The sequence below is a fragment of the Tepidiforma bonchosmolovskayae genome, assembly GCF_008838325.1.
In the GTDB taxonomy this organism is placed as follows: domain Bacteria; phylum Chloroflexota; class Dehalococcoidia; order Tepidiformales; family Tepidiformaceae; genus Tepidiforma; species Tepidiforma bonchosmolovskayae.
The window spans coordinates 966,206-982,503 of record NZ_CP042829.1 but is presented as its reverse complement, the minus strand read 5'-3'; the positions used below and the strand labels follow the sequence as shown (position 1 = coordinate 982,503).

At 71.6% G+C, this 16,298-nt stretch carries 19 protein-coding genes; 9 read left to right on the top strand and 10 right to left on the bottom strand.

Features of this window, described 5'->3' with window-relative positions; translation table 11 throughout:
* Positions 1–15: 15 nt before the first annotated feature.
* Genes Tbon_RS05060 through Tbon_RS05050 form a run of 3 tightly spaced genes read right to left on the bottom strand, consistent with a single transcriptional unit; the run spans position 16 to position 3,531 of the window.
* Positions 16–1,395: a hypothetical protein gene (locus Tbon_RS05060; protein ID WP_158066613.1), complete on the bottom strand. Its 1,380-nt coding sequence runs from the start codon at positions 1,393–1,395 to the stop codon at positions 16–18.
* The gene (pdxA, locus tag Tbon_RS05055) at positions 1,392–2,357 is read right to left on the bottom strand and encodes a 4-hydroxythreonine-4-phosphate dehydrogenase PdxA (RefSeq protein ID WP_158066612.1); all 966 of its coding nucleotides are present in this window, start codon (positions 2,355–2,357) and stop codon (positions 1,392–1,394) included. The genes Tbon_RS05060 and pdxA overlap by 4 nt, the downstream gene beginning before the upstream one ends.
* 37 nt (positions 2,358–2,394) lie before the next feature.
* Positions 2,395–3,531 (bottom strand): acyl-CoA dehydrogenase family protein, encoded by a 1,137-nt coding sequence (locus tag Tbon_RS05050; RefSeq protein WP_192498164.1) that lies wholly within the window; start codon positions 3,529–3,531, stop codon positions 2,395–2,397.
* 103 nt (positions 3,532–3,634) lie between these two features.
* Here Tbon_RS05050 and Tbon_RS05045 point away from each other — a divergent pair, with 103 nt between their 5' ends.
* Genes Tbon_RS05045 through Tbon_RS05035 form a run of 3 tightly spaced genes read left to right on the top strand, consistent with a single transcriptional unit; the run spans position 3,635 to position 6,698 of the window.
* Positions 3,635–5,323, top strand: coding sequence for an aldehyde ferredoxin oxidoreductase C-terminal domain-containing protein (locus tag Tbon_RS05045; protein WP_158066610.1), 1,689 nt, complete (start codon positions 3,635–3,637; stop codon positions 5,321–5,323).
* Between the two features lie 44 nt (positions 5,324–5,367).
* Entirely contained in the window at positions 5,368–6,267 is a 900-nt protein-coding gene (locus Tbon_RS05040; protein WP_158066609.1) for an enoyl-CoA hydratase-related protein, read from the top strand.
* 5 nt (positions 6,268–6,272) lie between these two features.
* A complete protein-coding gene (locus tag Tbon_RS05035) occupies positions 6,273–6,698 on the top strand; it encodes a PaaI family thioesterase (RefSeq protein ID WP_225734746.1) in 426 nt (141 codons plus the stop codon).
* Here Tbon_RS05035 and Tbon_RS05030 read toward each other — a convergent pair.
* Entirely contained in the window at positions 6,695–7,339 is a 645-nt protein-coding gene (locus Tbon_RS05030; RefSeq protein ID WP_158066607.1) for a glycosyltransferase family protein, read from the bottom strand. The two genes, Tbon_RS05035 and Tbon_RS05030, sit on opposite strands and share 4 nt — an antisense overlap.
* An 84-nt stretch (positions 7,340–7,423) precedes the next feature.
* Here Tbon_RS05030 and Tbon_RS05025 point away from each other — a divergent pair, with 84 nt between their 5' ends.
* Genes Tbon_RS05025 through Tbon_RS05020 form a run of 3 tightly spaced genes read left to right on the top strand, consistent with a single transcriptional unit; the run spans position 7,424 to position 9,113 of the window.
* Positions 7,424–7,819, top strand: coding sequence for a nuclear transport factor 2 family protein (locus tag Tbon_RS05025; RefSeq protein ID WP_158066606.1), 396 nt, complete (start codon positions 7,424–7,426; stop codon positions 7,817–7,819).
* A 24-nt stretch (positions 7,820–7,843) separates the two neighbouring features.
* Complete coding sequence (locus Tbon_RS13760) at positions 7,844–8,017, top strand: hypothetical protein (RefSeq protein WP_192498163.1); 174 nt, start codon at positions 7,844–7,846, stop codon at positions 8,015–8,017.
* A gap of 1 nt (position 8,018) precedes the next feature.
* The gene (locus Tbon_RS05020) at positions 8,019–9,113 is read left to right on the top strand and encodes a glycerate kinase family protein (RefSeq protein ID WP_158066605.1); all 1,095 of its coding nucleotides are present in this window, start codon (positions 8,019–8,021) and stop codon (positions 9,111–9,113) included.
* 1 nt (position 9,114) lies between these two features.
* Here the strand turns inward: Tbon_RS05020 and Tbon_RS05015 are convergent, their stop codons facing one another.
* Entirely contained in the window at positions 9,115–9,393 is a 279-nt protein-coding gene (locus Tbon_RS05015) for a metal-sensitive transcriptional regulator (RefSeq protein WP_158066604.1), read from the bottom strand.
* 108 nt (positions 9,394–9,501) lie between these two features.
* Here Tbon_RS05015 and trxA point away from each other — a divergent pair, with 108 nt between their 5' ends.
* From trxA to Tbon_RS05000, 3 genes are all read left to right on the top strand, one after another.
* On the top strand, positions 9,502–9,828 hold the full coding sequence (gene trxA / locus Tbon_RS05010; RefSeq protein ID WP_098502528.1) for a thioredoxin: 327 nt from the start codon (positions 9,502–9,504) through the stop codon (positions 9,826–9,828).
* Positions 9,829–9,904: 76 nt separating this feature from the next.
* Positions 9,905–10,849 (top strand): thioredoxin-disulfide reductase, encoded by a 945-nt coding sequence (gene trxB, locus Tbon_RS05005; RefSeq protein WP_158066603.1) that lies wholly within the window; start codon positions 9,905–9,907, stop codon positions 10,847–10,849.
* Between the two features lie 70 nt (positions 10,850–10,919).
* Positions 10,920–11,219, top strand: coding sequence for an FmdB family zinc ribbon protein (locus Tbon_RS05000; protein WP_158066602.1), 300 nt, complete (start codon positions 10,920–10,922; stop codon positions 11,217–11,219).
* A gap of 6 nt (positions 11,220–11,225) precedes the next feature.
* Here Tbon_RS05000 and Tbon_RS04995 read toward each other — a convergent pair whose 3' ends face one another.
* From Tbon_RS04995 to Tbon_RS04975, 5 genes are all read right to left on the bottom strand, one after another.
* Positions 11,226–12,044, bottom strand: a complete 819-nt coding sequence (locus Tbon_RS04995) for an aldolase/citrate lyase family protein (protein WP_192498162.1) — start codon at positions 12,042–12,044, stop codon at positions 11,226–11,228.
* A complete protein-coding gene (locus tag Tbon_RS04990) occupies positions 12,041–12,586 on the bottom strand; it encodes a DinB family protein (protein ID WP_192498161.1) in 546 nt (181 codons plus the stop codon). The genes Tbon_RS04995 and Tbon_RS04990 overlap by 4 nt, the downstream gene beginning before the upstream one ends.
* Positions 12,587–12,657: 71 nt before the next feature.
* Complete coding sequence (locus Tbon_RS04985) at positions 12,658–13,986, bottom strand: glutamine synthetase family protein (RefSeq protein WP_192498160.1); 1,329 nt, start codon at positions 13,984–13,986, stop codon at positions 12,658–12,660.
* Positions 13,987–14,034: 48 nt separating this feature from the next.
* Positions 14,035–15,369 (bottom strand): 30S ribosomal protein S12 methylthiotransferase RimO, encoded by a 1,335-nt coding sequence (rimO, locus tag Tbon_RS04980; RefSeq protein WP_158066598.1) that lies wholly within the window; start codon positions 15,367–15,369, stop codon positions 14,035–14,037.
* On the bottom strand, positions 15,369–16,280 hold the full coding sequence (locus tag Tbon_RS04975) for a helix-turn-helix domain-containing protein (RefSeq protein WP_158066597.1): 912 nt from the start codon (positions 16,278–16,280) through the stop codon (positions 15,369–15,371). Before Tbon_RS04975 ends, rimO begins: the two co-directional genes overlap by 1 nt.
* Positions 16,281–16,298: the final 18 nt, after the last annotated feature.

The following is a 16,298-nucleotide window of genomic DNA, read 5'->3' as shown; positions in this document are numbered from 1 at the left end:
GCGCGCTCCGCCGCGCTACCGCTTCCCGCCCAGCGCAGCCGCATCGATCGCCGCGAGGTTCCTCGCCTCGTTCCGGGCGGCTGTCAGCACGTCCGCCGCGAACACCGCAATCGCCAGCCACGCCAGGACCCCCGCCAGCGCCGCGGCGTGCATCCACGCCTCATAGCTCGCCGTGCCCGAAGCCAGCCCCGCTCCCGCCCGCACGACCAGCGCCACGGCGAGCAGCCAGAACGGCGCCTGCTCCCGGAGGCCGGCGCCCCGGCTTTCGGTGCGCGCCACCGCGAACACCGGCGCAATCAGCCGCGCCATCCCGAGGATGAGCATCGTAATCAGCCCCAGGCCGAACAGGTGCCGCGCTGCATCGCGCAGCGGCGCCGCCGCGTAGCTCCCCTCAGCCGCCATCGCCGCGCCGGCTGCCACCATCAGCAGGCCCGCGGCCACCCCGGCCAGGTTCGCCGCCAGCACGAACTTCGCCGCCGGGCGCGCCCGCGGCCGCAGCCGGTGCGCACGGCCGCGCACCGCCCCTGCGATCGGGAGCCCCCAGCTGAGGCCCGCGCCGCCTAGCACGAGGCCCGCGCCCGCCGCCCGCGCCCCTGCCGTCCCCTCGAGCGCCATCGCCAGCACGAACGCCCCTGCCCCCGCGTTCACCAGCACCCACGGCCCGGCCAGCGCCCGCGTCCCTGGCGGCCGCCGCCCGAAGAACACCGGCACCGCCCGGCTCTGCACCCCGAGGTTGAAGTTCCCGATCGGGCCGAGCATGACCGCCCACGCCAGCCCGTCGTCGAAGGCCGCCGGCGCCAGGCCGCCGCCATCGGCAGCTCGCCAGCCCCACCACGCCGCCAGCGGCGCCCATGCCAGCCACCACCCTGCGCCCGCCGCAACAAAGAGCCGCCAGGCCTCGCTGCCGCGTCTCCCCCGCCAGAGCGTGACCGCCAGGATGCTGCCCACGCCGGCACAGCCGGCCGCCGTTGTCCACCCCGTTGCCAGCGCTGCCGCCCGCGCCGCACCTCCATCAACCCACGGCAGAACACCGAGCCGCACCACCAGCGGCGCGGCCAGCAGCCCGAGCAGCGGAACGGTGGCCCGCGAAGGCACCGGCCGCTGGCCGACGAACCGCGGCACGACCCGGATCGCCATCCCCGCGACGAACAGCCCCGCCCAGCCCTGCAGCTGCAGCCACCCGTGCGCCTGCACCAGCCGCGGCGTCCGTTCGATCCCGGGCACCGCACCGGCCGCGGCGAGCGGCATCCAGGTCGCCAGCGCGAACCCCCCGACCAGCGCAAAGGCCAGCGCCGCGGCGATGTAGCCCAGGTAGGACCGGTCTTCCCGCGCCGGCACCGTCGAAGGCGCCCGCACGAGCGGCGGCTCGAGCGGAATCTCCCCCGCGCGGCTCACCCGCCGCCCCCGCCCGCCAGGCTCCCGCCCCCGCAGAGCCGCGCCGCCAGCAGGATCGCCTCTGCCATGCTCTCCCCGTTCGCAACCCCGCGCCCGGCGATGTCGAACGCGGTCCCGTGGTCCACGCTCGTCCGCACAAACGGCAGCCCGAGGTTCACGCTCACGCTCCGTTCGAACCCGTGCACCTTTATCGCGATGTGCCCCTGGTCGTGGTACATCACCACCACCACGTCGAACTCCCCCGCAATCGCCCGGTTGAACACCGAGTCCGCCGGGAACGGCCCCTGCGCGTCCGCCCCCTGCGCACGGGCGTCCTCCACCGCCGGCCCGATCTCCTCGATCTCCTCCCGGCCGATCAGTCCGCCCTCGCCCGCGTGCGGATTGAGCGCCGCCACCGCGATCCGCGGCCGCGCAAACCCCCACCGGCGGAACTCCCGGTCCGTCAGCGCAATCGCCCGCAGCACGTTCGCCCGGGTCACGTAGACGCACGCCTCGCGCAGCGGCTTGTGGGTGCTCAGGTGCATGCACCGCAGGCCGCCGGTCACCAGCATCGTCGCGACGTGCTCTGCTCCGCTCACCCGCTGCAGCACCTCCTGGTGCCCGGTCTCCCGGATGCCCGCCGCCGCGAACGCCGCCTTGTTCACCGGGGCGGTCACCATCCCGTCTGCCTCGCCCGCAAGGCACGCCGCGGCCGCGAACTCCACCCACCGGTGCGCCAGCCGCCCCGCCTCCGCATCGACCACCCCGTGCCGCACCCGGAACGCGGGCGCTTCGGCCGGCTCCACCACCGCAACCTCCCGCGCGCCGACAGCTTCGAGCCATGGCGCCAGCACGTCGCGCAGCCCGACGACCTGCACCTCCGCCGCCGCCCGGACATCCGGCCGCGCCAGCGCCTTCGCGACCACCTCCGGGCCGATGCCGTTCGGGTCGCCCATCGTCACCAGCAGCCGCGGCAGAGTCATGCCGCGAGTATAGGCGCCCCTGCGCCTCCCGCGCCGGTCACTCTGCCAGCAGCTCGGCGCCCCGCACGGCCAGCCCGGTCGGGCGGATCGCCCCGTGCTGCCCCGCCGTCTGGAGGTCGCGCCATGCCCGCCCGGCCTCGTCCGCCCGCTGGTTCAGCGCCATTCCGCCGAGCGGGGCCGCGATGGCCCCCGCCCGCAGCGCGCCCGCGGCCGCAAAATTCGCCGCCAGCGAAAGCCGCGCCAGCGTCGCCGGCGCCGGCCTGCCCCGCTCCGCCTCCGCCCACGTCTGCCGCGCCGCGTCAAACAGCAGCGTGCGCCCCGCCTCGACCGTCACCAGCGCCTCCGCCATCCGGCTCCGCACATCGTCGCGCTCGGCCATCAGCCGCGGTCCCCCGTATTCGGTCCGCTCCCGCAGCGAGGCCGCCACCAGCTCGAACAGCCGCAGCGCCACCCCCGGCAGCACCGACGCCGTCGTCGCCTCGGCGAACTCCACGAACGGCACCCGGAAGACCGTGCCGGGGTGCCACGGCTCCCCCTCGAACACCGAGAACATCCGCTCCTCAGGCACGAAGGCGTCAATGACCTCCATGTCGTGGCTCGCCGTGCCCCGCATCCCGTTCGCATCCCACGTCTCGTGAATCCGCACCTGCGCCGGCTCGAACGCCATCGCCCGGATGAGCGGCCCGCCGTTCGCCCCCGGCACCGGCTGCCCGCCTTCGGTCACGACGCAGTTCGCCGTGAACGTCGTCGCCCACGGGGCGCCGCTCGCCCAAAGCCACCGCCCGCTGACCCGGTAGCCGCCCGGCACCCGCTCCGCTGTCCCGCGAGGGTTTCCCGAGCCGGCAATCACCGCCTCCTTCGGGTCGAACACCGCGTGCGCCGTCGTCTCCCGCATCAGCCCCGCGAACACGCCGCCGCCGGCCCCGATCATTACGCTCCACCCGAACGACCCGTCGACCCAGCCCGCCGCCTCGAACAGCCGCAGCCCCGCCTCGAGGTCGAGCTCCAGCCCGCCGAACTCCCGCGGCACCCACGCCTTGAACCATCCCCGATCCACAATCGCCCGCACGACCTCCGGCGTCAGCGCGCTCCGCCGCTCGGCCTCCGCTGCCGCGCCCCGCACCAGCGCAACGACGTCGCTCCCGATAACCGATTCGAACTCCCACCAGCGCATGCCCCAAGTATAGGCGCCGCCCGCCGGCGTTCCGGTGCCGCCGCTGACCATCCCCCCGCGCATTGTGTAGGATGCCCGCTAAAGCAACCGTCCCGGAGCCCCCATGGAAATCGACCGCATCGTCCGGGTCGACATGACCACGGGCGAGATCACCGAAGAACGTGCCCCCGAGCGCCTCCGCTTCCTCGGCGGCCGCGCCCTCGGCGCTACCTTCCTCCTCGAAGAGACCGACCCGGCCATCCACCCGCTGCACCGCGACGCCCGCCTCTACATCTGCCCCGGCTTCCTCGGCGGCACCGCCGTCACCACCAGCGGGCGCACATCCTTCGTCTTCAAGAGCCCCCTCACAGGCGGCGTCAAAGAGGCGAACGTCGGCGGCCAGCTCGGCCATCGCCTCGCCCGCCTCGGCATCAAGGCCCTCGTCATCTCCGGCGCCTCGCAATCCGGCTGGCAGCGGCTCGACATCGACCAGCACGGGGTCCGGCTCGTCCCCGCGCCGGAGCTCGCCGGCCGTTCCAACTACGACCTCCACCGCGAACTCGTCGGCGAAGCCACCGGCGCCCGCGCCGCAGCCACCATCGGCCCCGCCGGCGAACACCGCATGGCCGCCGCCTCCGTCGCCGTTACCGACCCCGAGGGGCGTCCCACCCGCCACGCCGCCCGCGGCGGCCCCGGCGCCGTCATGGGCGCCAAGGGCCTCAAAGCCATCGTCGTCGACGACACCGGCGCGTCCCGCACCATCCCCGGCCTCCGCAAAGACGACTTCCGCCAGCACGTCACCCGCTTCTCCAAACTCGTCCTCGAAGACCCCCGCACCCACAACCTCTCCTCCGTCGGCACCGCCGGCGTCGTCCGCTTCGTCAACCGCGACAACATCCAGTCCATGCCCACCCGCAACCACCGCTTCGGCACGTGGGACCGCGCCCACACCATCTCCGGCCAGCACATCGAAGAGCTCGGGGCCACCCGCGGCGGCAAAATGCTCCCCTGCATGGCCGGCTGCATCATCAAGTGCGCCATCCTCTTCAACGACGAGCACGGCAACCACGTCACCACCGCCCTCGAATTCGAAACCATCGCCCTCCTCGGTTCCAACCTCGAGATCGGCCCCGCCGACGCCGTCGCCGAGCTCGACCGCCTCTGCGATGACATCGGCCTCGACACCATCGAGGTCGGCAACGCCATCGGCGTCGCCATGGAGGCCGGCGTCCTCCCCTGGGGCGACTGGGAGGGCACGAAGCGCCTCCTCGAAGAGGTCCGCGCCGGCACCCCCCTCGGCCGCATCATCGGCAACGGCACCGTCCACACCGCCGCAACCTTCGGTATCGACCGTGTCCCCGCCGTCAAGGGCCAGGGCCTCCCCGCCTGGGAGCCGCGCACCCTCAAGGGCATGGGCATCACCTACGCCACCAGCCCCCAGGGCGCTGACCACACCGCCGGCATGGTCACCGCCCGCGGCGTGAACGCCGAAACCCTCGTCAAGCAGAGCCGCCACGAACAGCTCGTCATGATGGCCATCGACTCCGCCGGTGTCTGCCAGTTCACCAACGCCCTCCCGGCCGACCTCGCCGCCTTCGCCAGCGCCCGCTTCGATATCCCCTGCGACGACGAAGCCATCCTCCGCATGGCCCGCGCCGCCATCGACGCCGAGCGCGAGTTCAACCGCCGCGCCGGCTTCACCCGCGCCGACGACCGCCTCCCCCGCTGGCTGCGCGAAGAGCCGCTCCACCTCCCCGACGGCCCCGCCGTCTTCGATATCCCCGACGCCCTCATCGACGCCGTCTGGGCCTGACCACGTCGACAGCCTCCGCTCGCCGCGCCACAATCCCCGCTGCCATGAAGGACTACCGCGACATCCTCACCATCAAGCAGCAGCGCCACGGCATCATCCAGCTCAACCGCCCCGAAAAGATGAACGCCCTCAGCCACAACCTCCGCGCTGAGCTCTTCGACGCCCTCAAAGACTTCGAAATGGACCCCGGGGTCCGCACCATCATCATCCGCGGCTCAGGCCGCGCCTTCTCCGCCGGGTACGACCTCTCCGGCATCTCCCAAACCAGCGACGACCGCGACTACGTCGAAAAGCGCTCCGGCCTCCCCAACGTCGGCCCCATCCACCCCGGCCAGGGCCAGTGGCCCCAGCACCTCCTCAGCGGCTACTGGCAGATCTGGGAGTGCACCAAACCCGTCATCGCCCAGGTCCACGGCTACTGCCTCGCCGGCGGCACCGAACTCGCCTCCATGTGCGACCTCATGGTCGTCGCCGAAGACGCCATCATCGGCTACCCGCCCGTCCGCGCCATGACCCCGGTCGACATCATCTACCACCCGTGGCACATGCACATGCGCAAGGTCCGCGAGCTCCTCTACACCGGCGACAGCGTCACCGGCCGCGAAGCCGTCGAACTCGGCTGGGCCAACCGCGCCGTCCCCATCGACCGCCTCTGCGAGGTCACCGAATCCCTCGCCGAGCGGATCGCCAACATCGACGGCCCCATGCTCCAGATGACCAAGCGCCAGATCAATCGCGTCTACGAAATCATGGGCTTCCGCACCTCCCTCCAGGTCGGCGGCGATATCCAGGAGCTCGGTCGCGTCCGCCCCGGCGGCGAAACCTTCGGCCGCATCGCCCGCGAAAAAGGCCTCAAGGCCGCCCTCGACTGGCGCGACGGCCCCTTCGGCGACTACGGCGCCGCACCGCCCGATGCGCCGAAGCCCTCCGCTGCCACCTGGTGACCGCCATGGCCGATGTCCCCGCGCACCTCGCCGAGCGCTTCGCCGCCACCGAACTCCACCGTCTCCTCGGCCTGGAGCTGACCGAGGCCAGGCCCGGGTTCGCCTGCATCGCCCTCCGCACTTCGCCGGCGACCCTCTCCGGGGTCGGCGGTGCTGTCCACGGCGGCGTCCTCGCCGCCATGGTCGATATCGCCATGCTCTTCGCCCTCCAGGCCTCGCTCGAACCCGGCGATGTCCCCAACGGCACCGCCGACCTCGGCATTACCTACCTCCGCCCCGTCCACGGCGCACGCGCCACCGCCGAGGCCACCATCGTCCGCAAGGGCCGCACCATGGTCTACGCCGAGGTCTCCATCTTCGACGAGCGCCGCATCCTCTGCGCGCGCGGCCGCACCATCTACGCCCTCCGCCGCGAGCCGCCCGGCGGCTAACCCTCAGGCTTCGCGAACGCCGCATCCGTCCGCGCCAGCATCCGCTCCGCCAGCCGGATCACGAACCCGATGTCCTCCACCCCCGCTACGCTCGTCGCCTGGATCGCGTGCACAACCCGCCCCGTCCGGAAGCAGACGGTCGTGTCGACGAACGTCGGCGCATCCGCTTCCGACTGCCGCACCAGGAACCCGCTCGCACCGTCGCCCAGCTCCGGCACCAGCAGCGGCTCCAGCTGCACCTTCGCCTCAATCGGCAGTCCGCAGGCGAACTCCTTGAGCGACCGTTCCGCAGCGCCCGCGTCGGCGTACAGCGTCGAAATCGCCGTCACCGCCAGCACCGGCCCAAGCCCCTTTGGCCCGAACAGCGACACGTAGTTCCGCAGCCGCCCCTGCGCCTCCAGCTGGCGCAGCTTCGCCTCCACGTCCTCGGTCTGGAAGATCGCCGCCCACGCCTCGTTCGCGAACTCCCCCGGCGTCTGCTTCTCGAACCCCGGCGGAAGGTCCTCGGCCAGCAGCGACATCGCCTCGAGGTTGTACCTGTCGTCCGGCAGCCCCTCCGGGTAGCTGCTCCCGTCGCTGCCGCAGCCGGCCGCCAGCAGCGCCAGCCCGGCCAGCAGTCCCATCACCGTCGTCGCGCGCATCCTGGTGTGCCCTTCTCCCGCGATTGCCCTATCGTACGCCAGCAGCCGGGCGCCGTGCCCGCCATCCCACCGGAGGTCCCGTCCATGCCCCTCTCCGTCGAAGACCAGCTCGCCATCCAGCAGCTCTACGCCCGCTACAACCATGCCATCGATTCCGGCAACGGCGCCGCCTGGGCCGCCTGCTTCACCCCCGATGGCAGGTTCTCCTCCGCAACCGGGAACTTCCAGGGCCGCGAGCAGCTCGAAGCCTTCGGCAACGCCTTCGCCACCCGCATGAAGGCCCGCCACTGGACCAACAACCTCGTCCTCGAAGGCGAAGGCGACAACGCCGCCGGCAGCTGCTACCTCATGCTCCTCCGCCTCGCGCCAGGCGAACAGCCGCCCGCATCCATCCTCGTCACCGCCATCTACCGCGACGAGCTGGTCCGCACCGCCGAGGGCTGGAAGTTCGCCAGCCGCACCGTCGTCGGCGACAGCTGAGCCCCCGGCCCGGCCCCCTCCCGGATGAAGTCGCTCCTCGCCCTTGCGGTCGTCACCTTCTTCGCCGTCACCATCGTGATGGCCGTCGTCTTCCGCAACCGGCAGGCCCGCCATACCCTCCGCTTCGTCCGCAACGTCGCCTACGGCTACATCATCGCCATTGTCCTCATCGCCGCCTGGCGCCTCTGGATGAGCTGACGTGCGCGTCCTCGTTGCACCCCAGGAGTTCAAGGGCAGCCTCTCCGCCGACGAAGCCGCTGCCGCCATCGCCGCCGGGGTCCGCGAGGCCCGCCCTGCCTGGACCATCGACCTCCTCCCCCTCTCCGACGGCGGCCCCGGTCTGCTCGATGCCCTTCGCCGCGCCGTCCGCGCCGATACCTGCGCCGCCGTCGTCCACGACCCCCTCGGCCGGCGCGTCCTCGGCCGCTACCTCCGGCTCCGCGAAAGCGGCGAAGCCGTCATCGAAGCCGCCCAGGCGAACGGCCTCTTCCATCTGAAACCCGCCGAGCGGGACGCCCTCCGCGCCGACAGCTACGGCGTCGGCGAACTCATCGCCGATGCCGCCGCCGGCCAGCCCGCCGGCATGCTCATCGGCGTCGGCGGCAGCGCCACCACCGACGGCGGCGCCGGCGCCCTCCGCGCCCTCGGCGCCCGCTTCCTCGACATGTCCGGCGCCGAACTCCCGCCCGGCGGGGCCGCCCTCGCCGGCCTCGAGCGGGTCGACTGGCGCCCGCCCGGGTGGCTCGGCAGCTTCCCCATCGTCGTCGCAACCGATGTCCGCTCCCCGCTCTGCGGTCCCGAAGGCGCCGCCCGCGTCTTCGCCCCGCAGAAGGGCGCCTCCCCCGCCGAGGTCGCCCTCCTCGAAGAGGCGCTCGAACGGTTCGCCCCCGTCGTCCGCCGCGCCACCGGGGTCGACCTCCGCGGCCTCCCCGGCGCCGGTGCTGCCGGCGGCCTCGCCGGCGGGCTCCATGCCTTCCTCGGCGCCGCCATCCAAAGCGGCTTCGACGTCGTCGCCCGCGTCACCCGCTTCGCCGAGCGGCTCGCCGCCGCCGACCTCGTCATCACCGGCGAGGGCAGCTACGACGCCCAGTCGCTCGCCGGCAAAGTCACCGGCCGCGTCGCCGAGGCCGCCCGCGCCGCCGGGAAACCGGTCGTCATCTTCGCCGGCCGCGCCGGACTCCCCGGCGCCCGCACCATCGCCGACCTCGAACCCGACCCTGCCCGCGCCATGGAGCACGCCGCCCGGCTCCTCCGGCAGCTCGCCGCCCGCTGGGCCGCCGAACAGCCCGCCTGAGTCAGCCCGCCGGCCCGCTGTGCCGGCTCCAGAGCCGGAGCGTCTCCCGCAGCGCCTCCTTCGTCCGCTCGTCGACCTCCGCGCCGCCCAGCACACAGTCGTTCAGGTGGCGCTCCAGCACCAGCTGCCCCGCGCTCTCCAGCCCCGACCGCGCCGCCAGCAGCTGCGTCAGCACATCCTCGCAGCAGCGCTGCTCCTCCAGCATCTTCCGCAGCCCGCGCACCTGCCCCTCCACCCGCGCCAGACGGTCGAGCAGCCGCTTCATCTCCTCATCGTTCACCTGCCCCTCCCGTTGAGGGTTGACTTCGATACCCCTCGGGGGTATAGTCGCACTACCGGTACTCCACCGCAATCCCCCGCGGCCAGCCGGCCGGAAAGGAACACCCCAATGTCCGAAGTTCGCGAAGTCACCGACGCCACCTGGGAAACCGACGTCGTCAAGTCCGACCTCCCTGTCCTCGTCGATTTCTGGGCCCCCTGGTGCGGCCCCTGCCGCATGGTCGCCCCCATCGTCGAAGAGCTCGCCCAGGAGTACGCCGGCAAGGTCAACTTCCTCAAAATCAACACCGACGAAAACCCGATGGTCCCCGCAAAGTTCGGGATCCGCAGCATCCCCTCCCTCCTCATCTTCAAGGGCGGTGAGCTGAAGGGCACCATCGTCGGCTTCCGCCCCAAGAGCGACCTCAAGAAGCGGCTCGACGAAGCCCTCGCCTGAGGCGCCCCCGCCGTTCGCTTCGCCAGCGGCCGCCAGGGTACGCCCGGCGGCCGCTCCTTCTCCCCGGAGCATCCCCATGAGCGACTACGACATCGCCATCATCGGTGCCGGCGGCGCCGGGCTCACCGCTGCCATCTACGCCGCCCGCTCCCGCCGCAGAACCATCCTGTTCGAAGGCAAGGTCATCGGCGGCCAGATCGCCACCACCGACATCGTCGAAAACTACCCCGGCTTCCCGGACGGGATTAACGGCTTCGACCTCGCCCAGCTCATGTTCCGCCAGGCCGAGAAGTTCGGCGCCGAGTTCGCCTACGAGCCCGTCACCGGCCTCCAGCGCCTCCCCGGCGGCAATTTCGAAATCGCCACCGCAGAGCGCACCGTCACCGCCGACGCGGTCATCGTCACCGCCGGCGCCGACTACAACAAGCTCGGCGTCCCCGGCGAAGCCGAGTTCACCGGCCGCGGCGTCTCGTACTGCGGCACCTGCGATGCCGCCTTCTTCGCCGGCCGGGACGTCATCGTCGTCGGCGGCGGCGATTCAGCTATCGACGAAGGCCTCTTCATCACCCGCTACGCCAGCACCGTGACCGTCGTCCACCGGCGCGATACCCTCCGCGCCAGCGCCATCCTCCAGGAACGCGCCTTCGCCAACCCGAAGATGCGCTTCCGCTGGAACACCGTCGTCGAAGCCATCGAAGGCGCTGAAAGCGTCGAACGCGTCCGCCTCCGCAACGTCGTCACCGGCGAAACCGAGACCATCCCCATCGACGGCGTGTTCATCTTCATCGGCCAAACCCCGAACAGCCACCTCCTCAAGGGCCTCGTCGACCTCGACCCCGGCGGCCACGCCATCGTCGACCTCGACATGTCCACCGCCGTCCCCGGCCTCTTCGTCGCCGGCGACCTCCGCACGAAAGCCGCCCGCCAGCTCATCAGCGCCGCCGGCGACGGCGCCACCGCCGCCATCAGCGCCGAGCACTACCTCGCCGCCCGCGACGCCGTCCCCGGGCGCCACGGGTAACGCACCGCTGCGCCAGCGAAACGCTTCCCCGCTTCTTCTCGGCCGGCTCTCGCCGCGGTAGCATGCGCGCATGCCGCTCTACGAGTTCAAGTGCGCGAAATGCGGGGCCATGACCGAGGTCTTCACCCGGTCCGTCCTCGCGCAGGTCGAACCTCCGCCCTGCCCCCAGGCCGGGGACGAACGCGGCCACGAGATGCGCCGCATCGTCAGCGCCTTCGTCCGCCACCAGACCCTCAAAGACAAAATCGCCGAAGCCGAGGCGAAGTACGGGAAGGAAGTCGATGCCGCCATGGGCCCGCCGCCCGATGTCGGCAAGTACGCCCGCCGCTACGAAAAGCTCGCCAAAGACCTCCCGCCCGAGCCCGACTGACGCGCCCTACTCGCCGATGAGGTGGCGCAGCTTCCGCGCCGCCTCCGCATCGATCACCTCATCCTCGAACCGCGCCACCCACGCCCCCTCGGCCCGTGCCGCCTCGTACGCCTCGACCGCTGCGTTCGCGCGGTCCTTCACCAGCCGGCCCGGCGCAAAGGCCGCATTCGCCGTCGGCACGTACCGCACGTCCGGCAGAATCGCCCCGGCGAAGCCCTGCTCCGCAAGGTAGGTCAGCTCCAGGACGTCGCTGGTCACCAGCGGCGAAATTCCCAGCCCCCGGCACACCGCCACCACCTTTCCCCGCGCATACGCCAGCCGGTCGCCCCGCTGCTCGGGCCGCGCCCCGATATCCCGCGCGAACCGCGCCGCGTGGAACACCAGCCCGCCGACCCGCGGCGCCGCCATCGCAATCTGCTCCGCGTGCAGCAGGCCCCGCGCCGTATCGATCACCGGAAACACCTTCGTATCGCCCGGCTCGATCCCCCGGCGCAGCTCGAACTCCCGCAGGTACACCGCCGTATCGCGCACGTCCTGCGGTTCCACCGCGTGCGGGATCAGCACCCCGCGCACCAGCGGACTCAGGATCGCGTCGAGGTCGTCGCGCAGCAGCCGCGTCTTCGGGTGGTTCACCACCACCAGCGCCGCCTTCTCCCCCTGCCCGGCCGCCGCCAGCACCGCCGTCACCTGCTGGCGCGCCTCCGCCAACGGCACCCGCGCATCCGCCACGCTCAGCAAAATCGCGTCGGCCTGCGAACCGATCGCATCCTGCGCGGCGTCGAGCCCGCCGCTGCCAACCTGGACGATGCTGCGAAGACGGATCACGGGGCGGCTCCGCCCCCAATATACCCGCCGACGATGATAGGCGGCGGCTCCAGTGCCGCCAGGTGGAGGTCCTGCACCAGCCCCATGATCCCCTGCAGGTGGTCGAGCGTATGCCGGTACATCACCTCCGCAATCCACTGGCAGGTCAGCGGCCCCCAGCGCGTATCCGTCCGGTATCGCGTCCACGTCGCATCGCCCATCCCCCGGAAGATCGCCAGCTCCTCGTCCCGCATCCGCTGCAGGTCCGCCATGATCGCCGCCAGCGGCTCCTCCGGGTCGTACCGCCGCTCACGCCACTCCCGCCGGCTGTAGTCCCGCGGGTCCAGCATCTCCGGCACCGTCGCCCACCGCAGGAGCGGCAGGTACACCTCCTGCTCCATATCCCGCAGATGCGACAGGTGCTCATGGATCGACCACTCTCCCGGCACCGGCCGGTAATGCGCCTGCTCCTCCAGCAGCCCGCGCACCACCCACGCGATGTCGTCCGTGGCCGAGCGCAGCCGCGCCGTCAGTTCCGAACGGTACGTCCCGGTTTCGCTCACGTGCGCCTCCATCCCCCGCTCGCGCCAGTCTACGCGAAATCGATCACCGGCGCGAGCAGTTTTCCGCGCACTTACAGGATCGGCAGGTACTCCCGCAGCTCGAAATCCGTCACATGCCGCCGGTACCGCTCCCACTCGATCCGCTTGTTCGCAATCAGGCTCTCGAACACATGATCACCCAGCGCCTCGCGCAGGAAGCTCGACTTCTCCGCCACCTCGATCGCCTCGATGAGCGAGCCCGGCAGCATCTCAATGCCCCGCGCCGCGCGCTCCGCCGGCGTCATCTCGAAGACGTTCTCCTCCACCGGCGGCGGCAGCGGCCGCTCGTTCTCGATCCCGTCCAGCCCGGCCGCCAGCATCACCGCAAAGGCCAGGTACGGATTGCACGCCGCATCCGGTGAGCGGTACTCGATCCGCGTGTGGATCTCCTTCCCCGGCTTGTACTCCGGGATCCGGATGAGGTCGCTCCGGTTCCGCCGCGCCCAGCTCAGGTACACCGGCGCCTCGAACCCCGGCAGCAGCCGCTTGTAGCTGTTCACCCACTGGTTCGTCACCAGCGTGATCGCCCGCGCGTGGTACAGCAGCCCGGCGATGTACCCCTTCGCCACGGCGCTCAGGTGGTACGGGTCGTTCTCATCGAAGAAGGCGTTCCGCTCGCCCTTGAAGAGCGACTGGTGCACGTGCATCCCGCTCCCGTTCACGCCCTCGATCGGCTTCGGCATGAACGTCGCGTACACCCCGTTCGCCGCCGCAATCTCCTTCACCACCAGCCGGTAGGTCATCGCCGCATCCGCCATCGTCAGCGCGTCCGTGTACCGCAGCGTGATCTCATGCTGGCTCGGCGCCACCTCGTGGTGGCTGTACTCCACCTCGATCCCCATCGCCTCCAGCGTCAGCACCGTCTCCCGCCGCAGGTCGCTCCCCGCATCGCTCATCTGGTCGAAGTAGCCGCCCCGGTCCAGCGGCACCGGCTCCGTCTCCGACTTGAAGTAGAAGTACTCCATCTCCGGGCTCACGTAGAACGTGTACCCGAGGTCCGCCGCCCGCTTCAGCTGCCGCTTCAGCACGTAGCGCGGGTCCCCTTCGAACGGCTCGCCGCCCGGGTAGGTGATGTCGCAGAACATCCGCGCCACACTCGCCTCTTTCGGCCGCCACGGCACCAGCTGGAAGGTCGAAGGGTCCGGCCGCGCCACCATGTCCGACTCGTCGATGCGAGCAAACCCCTCGATGCTGCTCCCGTCGAACCCCATCCCCTCCTCCAGCGCCTTCTCCAGCTCCTCCACCGTGATCGCAAAGCTCTTCAGCGTCCCCACGATGTCGGTGAACCAGAGCCGGATGAACTTCACATCGTGCTCCCGGCACGCAGAGAGGACATACTCCACAGATTCGTTCATCAGCACACCCTCCCGGCGCGCGGCACGCGCCCCGCTGAGTGTACCCCGCCCGTGTTACGGGGAGATTGCCCGCCCCGGCCGCTCGCGCACCACCCGCCCGAAGAGGTCGTACTCCGAGGCATCCTCGATCGCCACCCGCACCCGCTCCCCCGGCCGCGCACGCCCCCGCGCGAACACCAGCCCGTCCACCTCCGGCGCTTCGCGGTAGGTGCGCCCCGCCACCACCGGCAGCCCGTCCTCGTCCTCGCCTTCGCCTTCGACCAGCAGCTCCAGCGTCCGTCCGATGAACCGTGCCGCGCGCCGCGCCGAGATCACCTGCTGCTGCTCCATGAACCGCGCCCGCCGCTCCGCCTTCACCTCGTCCGGCACCTGTCCCTCCATCTCGTAGGCCCCCGTCCACTGCTGCCGCGAATAGGTGAAGCACCCCGCATGGTCGAACTCCACCGCCCGCGCGAAGGCCAGCAGCTCCTCGAACTCCGCCTCCGTCTCCCCCGGGAACCCCGCAATGAACGACGTCCGCAGCACGATATCCGGCATAACCCGCCGCAGCTCCTCGATGAACCGGTACACCCGCTCGAGGTTGTGCGGCCGCTTCATCCGCCGCAGCACCGCCTCGCTCCCGTGCTGGAGCGGCACATCGAGGTAGTGCACCACGTTCGGCAGCTCCGCCATCGTCGCCATCAGCTCCGGCGTCACCCGGCTCGGGTAGGCGTACATCAGCCGCAGCCACGTCTCCGGCCCGACGGCCTCGCTCAGCATCCGCAAAAGCCCCGGCAGCCCGCTCCCGACCGGCATCCCGAGGTCCTCGCCCCACGCCGTCGTGTCCTGCCCAACCAGCACCAGCTCCTTCGCCCCCGCCTCCACCAGCCGGCGCGCCTCCTTCACCAGCAGCCCCGCCGGAGCTGACCGCAGCCCGCCCTTGATCTTCGGAATCACGCAGAAGGTGCACGGCGCATCGCACCCGTCCGAAATCTTCAGGTACGCGCTCGGCCCTTCCACCCGCACGTTGCTCTCGGGGATGTCGTAGATCGCGTCCACATCCACCTGCAGCAGGCGCGCCACCTCGTGCCACTGCCCCACGCCGAACACATGGTCGATGCCCGGCGTCTCCTCCTTCACCTGCCGGCCGTACAGCTGGGTCATGCACCCCGCCACGATCAGCACCTGGCCCTCGCGCTTCGCCGCCGCCAGCTCCCGCACCGCCGCCATCGACTGCGCCTGGCTCTGCTCGATGAACCCGCACGTGTTCACGATGATCGCGTCCGCCTCGCCCGGGTCCGCCACGGGCACAAGCTCACCGCCCTCTAGCAGCCGCGCAAGGTGGGCGCTGTCCACGTCGTTCTTCGGGCAGCCGAGCGTCACCAGGTGGTACCGCCTCGGGACGGCCATCACGGCCCCTCGCTCACGACAATCTGCACCCGCGACCCCGCAGCCATCTCCACCTCCGGCGCCGGCGACTGATCGATGACCGTCCCCGCCGGCTGGTTGCTCTTCACCCGCTGCACCAGCGGTTCATACCCCGCCTCCCGGATCGCCGCAATTGCCCTCGCCTCCGGCACCCCGCGCACATCCGGCACGAGTCCCGGCGTCACCGGCAGCCCGCTCGGCCCTGTGGGCGTCTTCCCTGCCGCCGGCGTGGCCGTCGGCGTCGAACCCAGCGACCCCGGCGGTGCGCTCCCGTCATCCCCTGCCAGGCTCGCCAGCAGGTATGCCACGAACACCACCCCGAGGATCGCCACAATCGCCACGATCGCGATCACGGCCGACCGCGTCTGCGCCGCCGGGTCCGGGTTGATCCGGCGCGCCGGCGCCGGCACCCCGATATCCACGCCGATGATTGGCTCCCGGCCGGCGCCCGGCTGCGCCGGGAACGGCCCAGGGCGGCGCGGAGGTGCGCCCCGCCCGATGACCGGCCCCTCGTCCTCGGCGCCCGCCGCGCCCCGGCCCCCGGGCGGCCGCCCCGCCGGCGCCGCCGGCCGCGAACGCCACGCCGGCCGCGACGCCGACACCGGGCTGATCGGACGGTCCATGCTCGGTCGCGCCGGCTCCGGCTCCCGCCCGTACGGGTCCTCGTCCTCCCGCGGGAACATCGCCAGCATCTCCTGCGGGTCCAGCCCCAGGTACTGCGAGTACGACCGCAAAAACCCGCGCGCATAGACCGGCGCAGGAATGATGTCGAACTGCTCCGCTTCCAGGGCCGCCAGGTAGCGGCGCGAGATGCGCGTGTCGCGTTCAGCGTCTTCGAGCGTCAACCCGCGCGCCTCGCGGGCGCGAGTCAACAGGCTCCCGAGTTCACCCATAGGCCGTCGTGCCCCAGC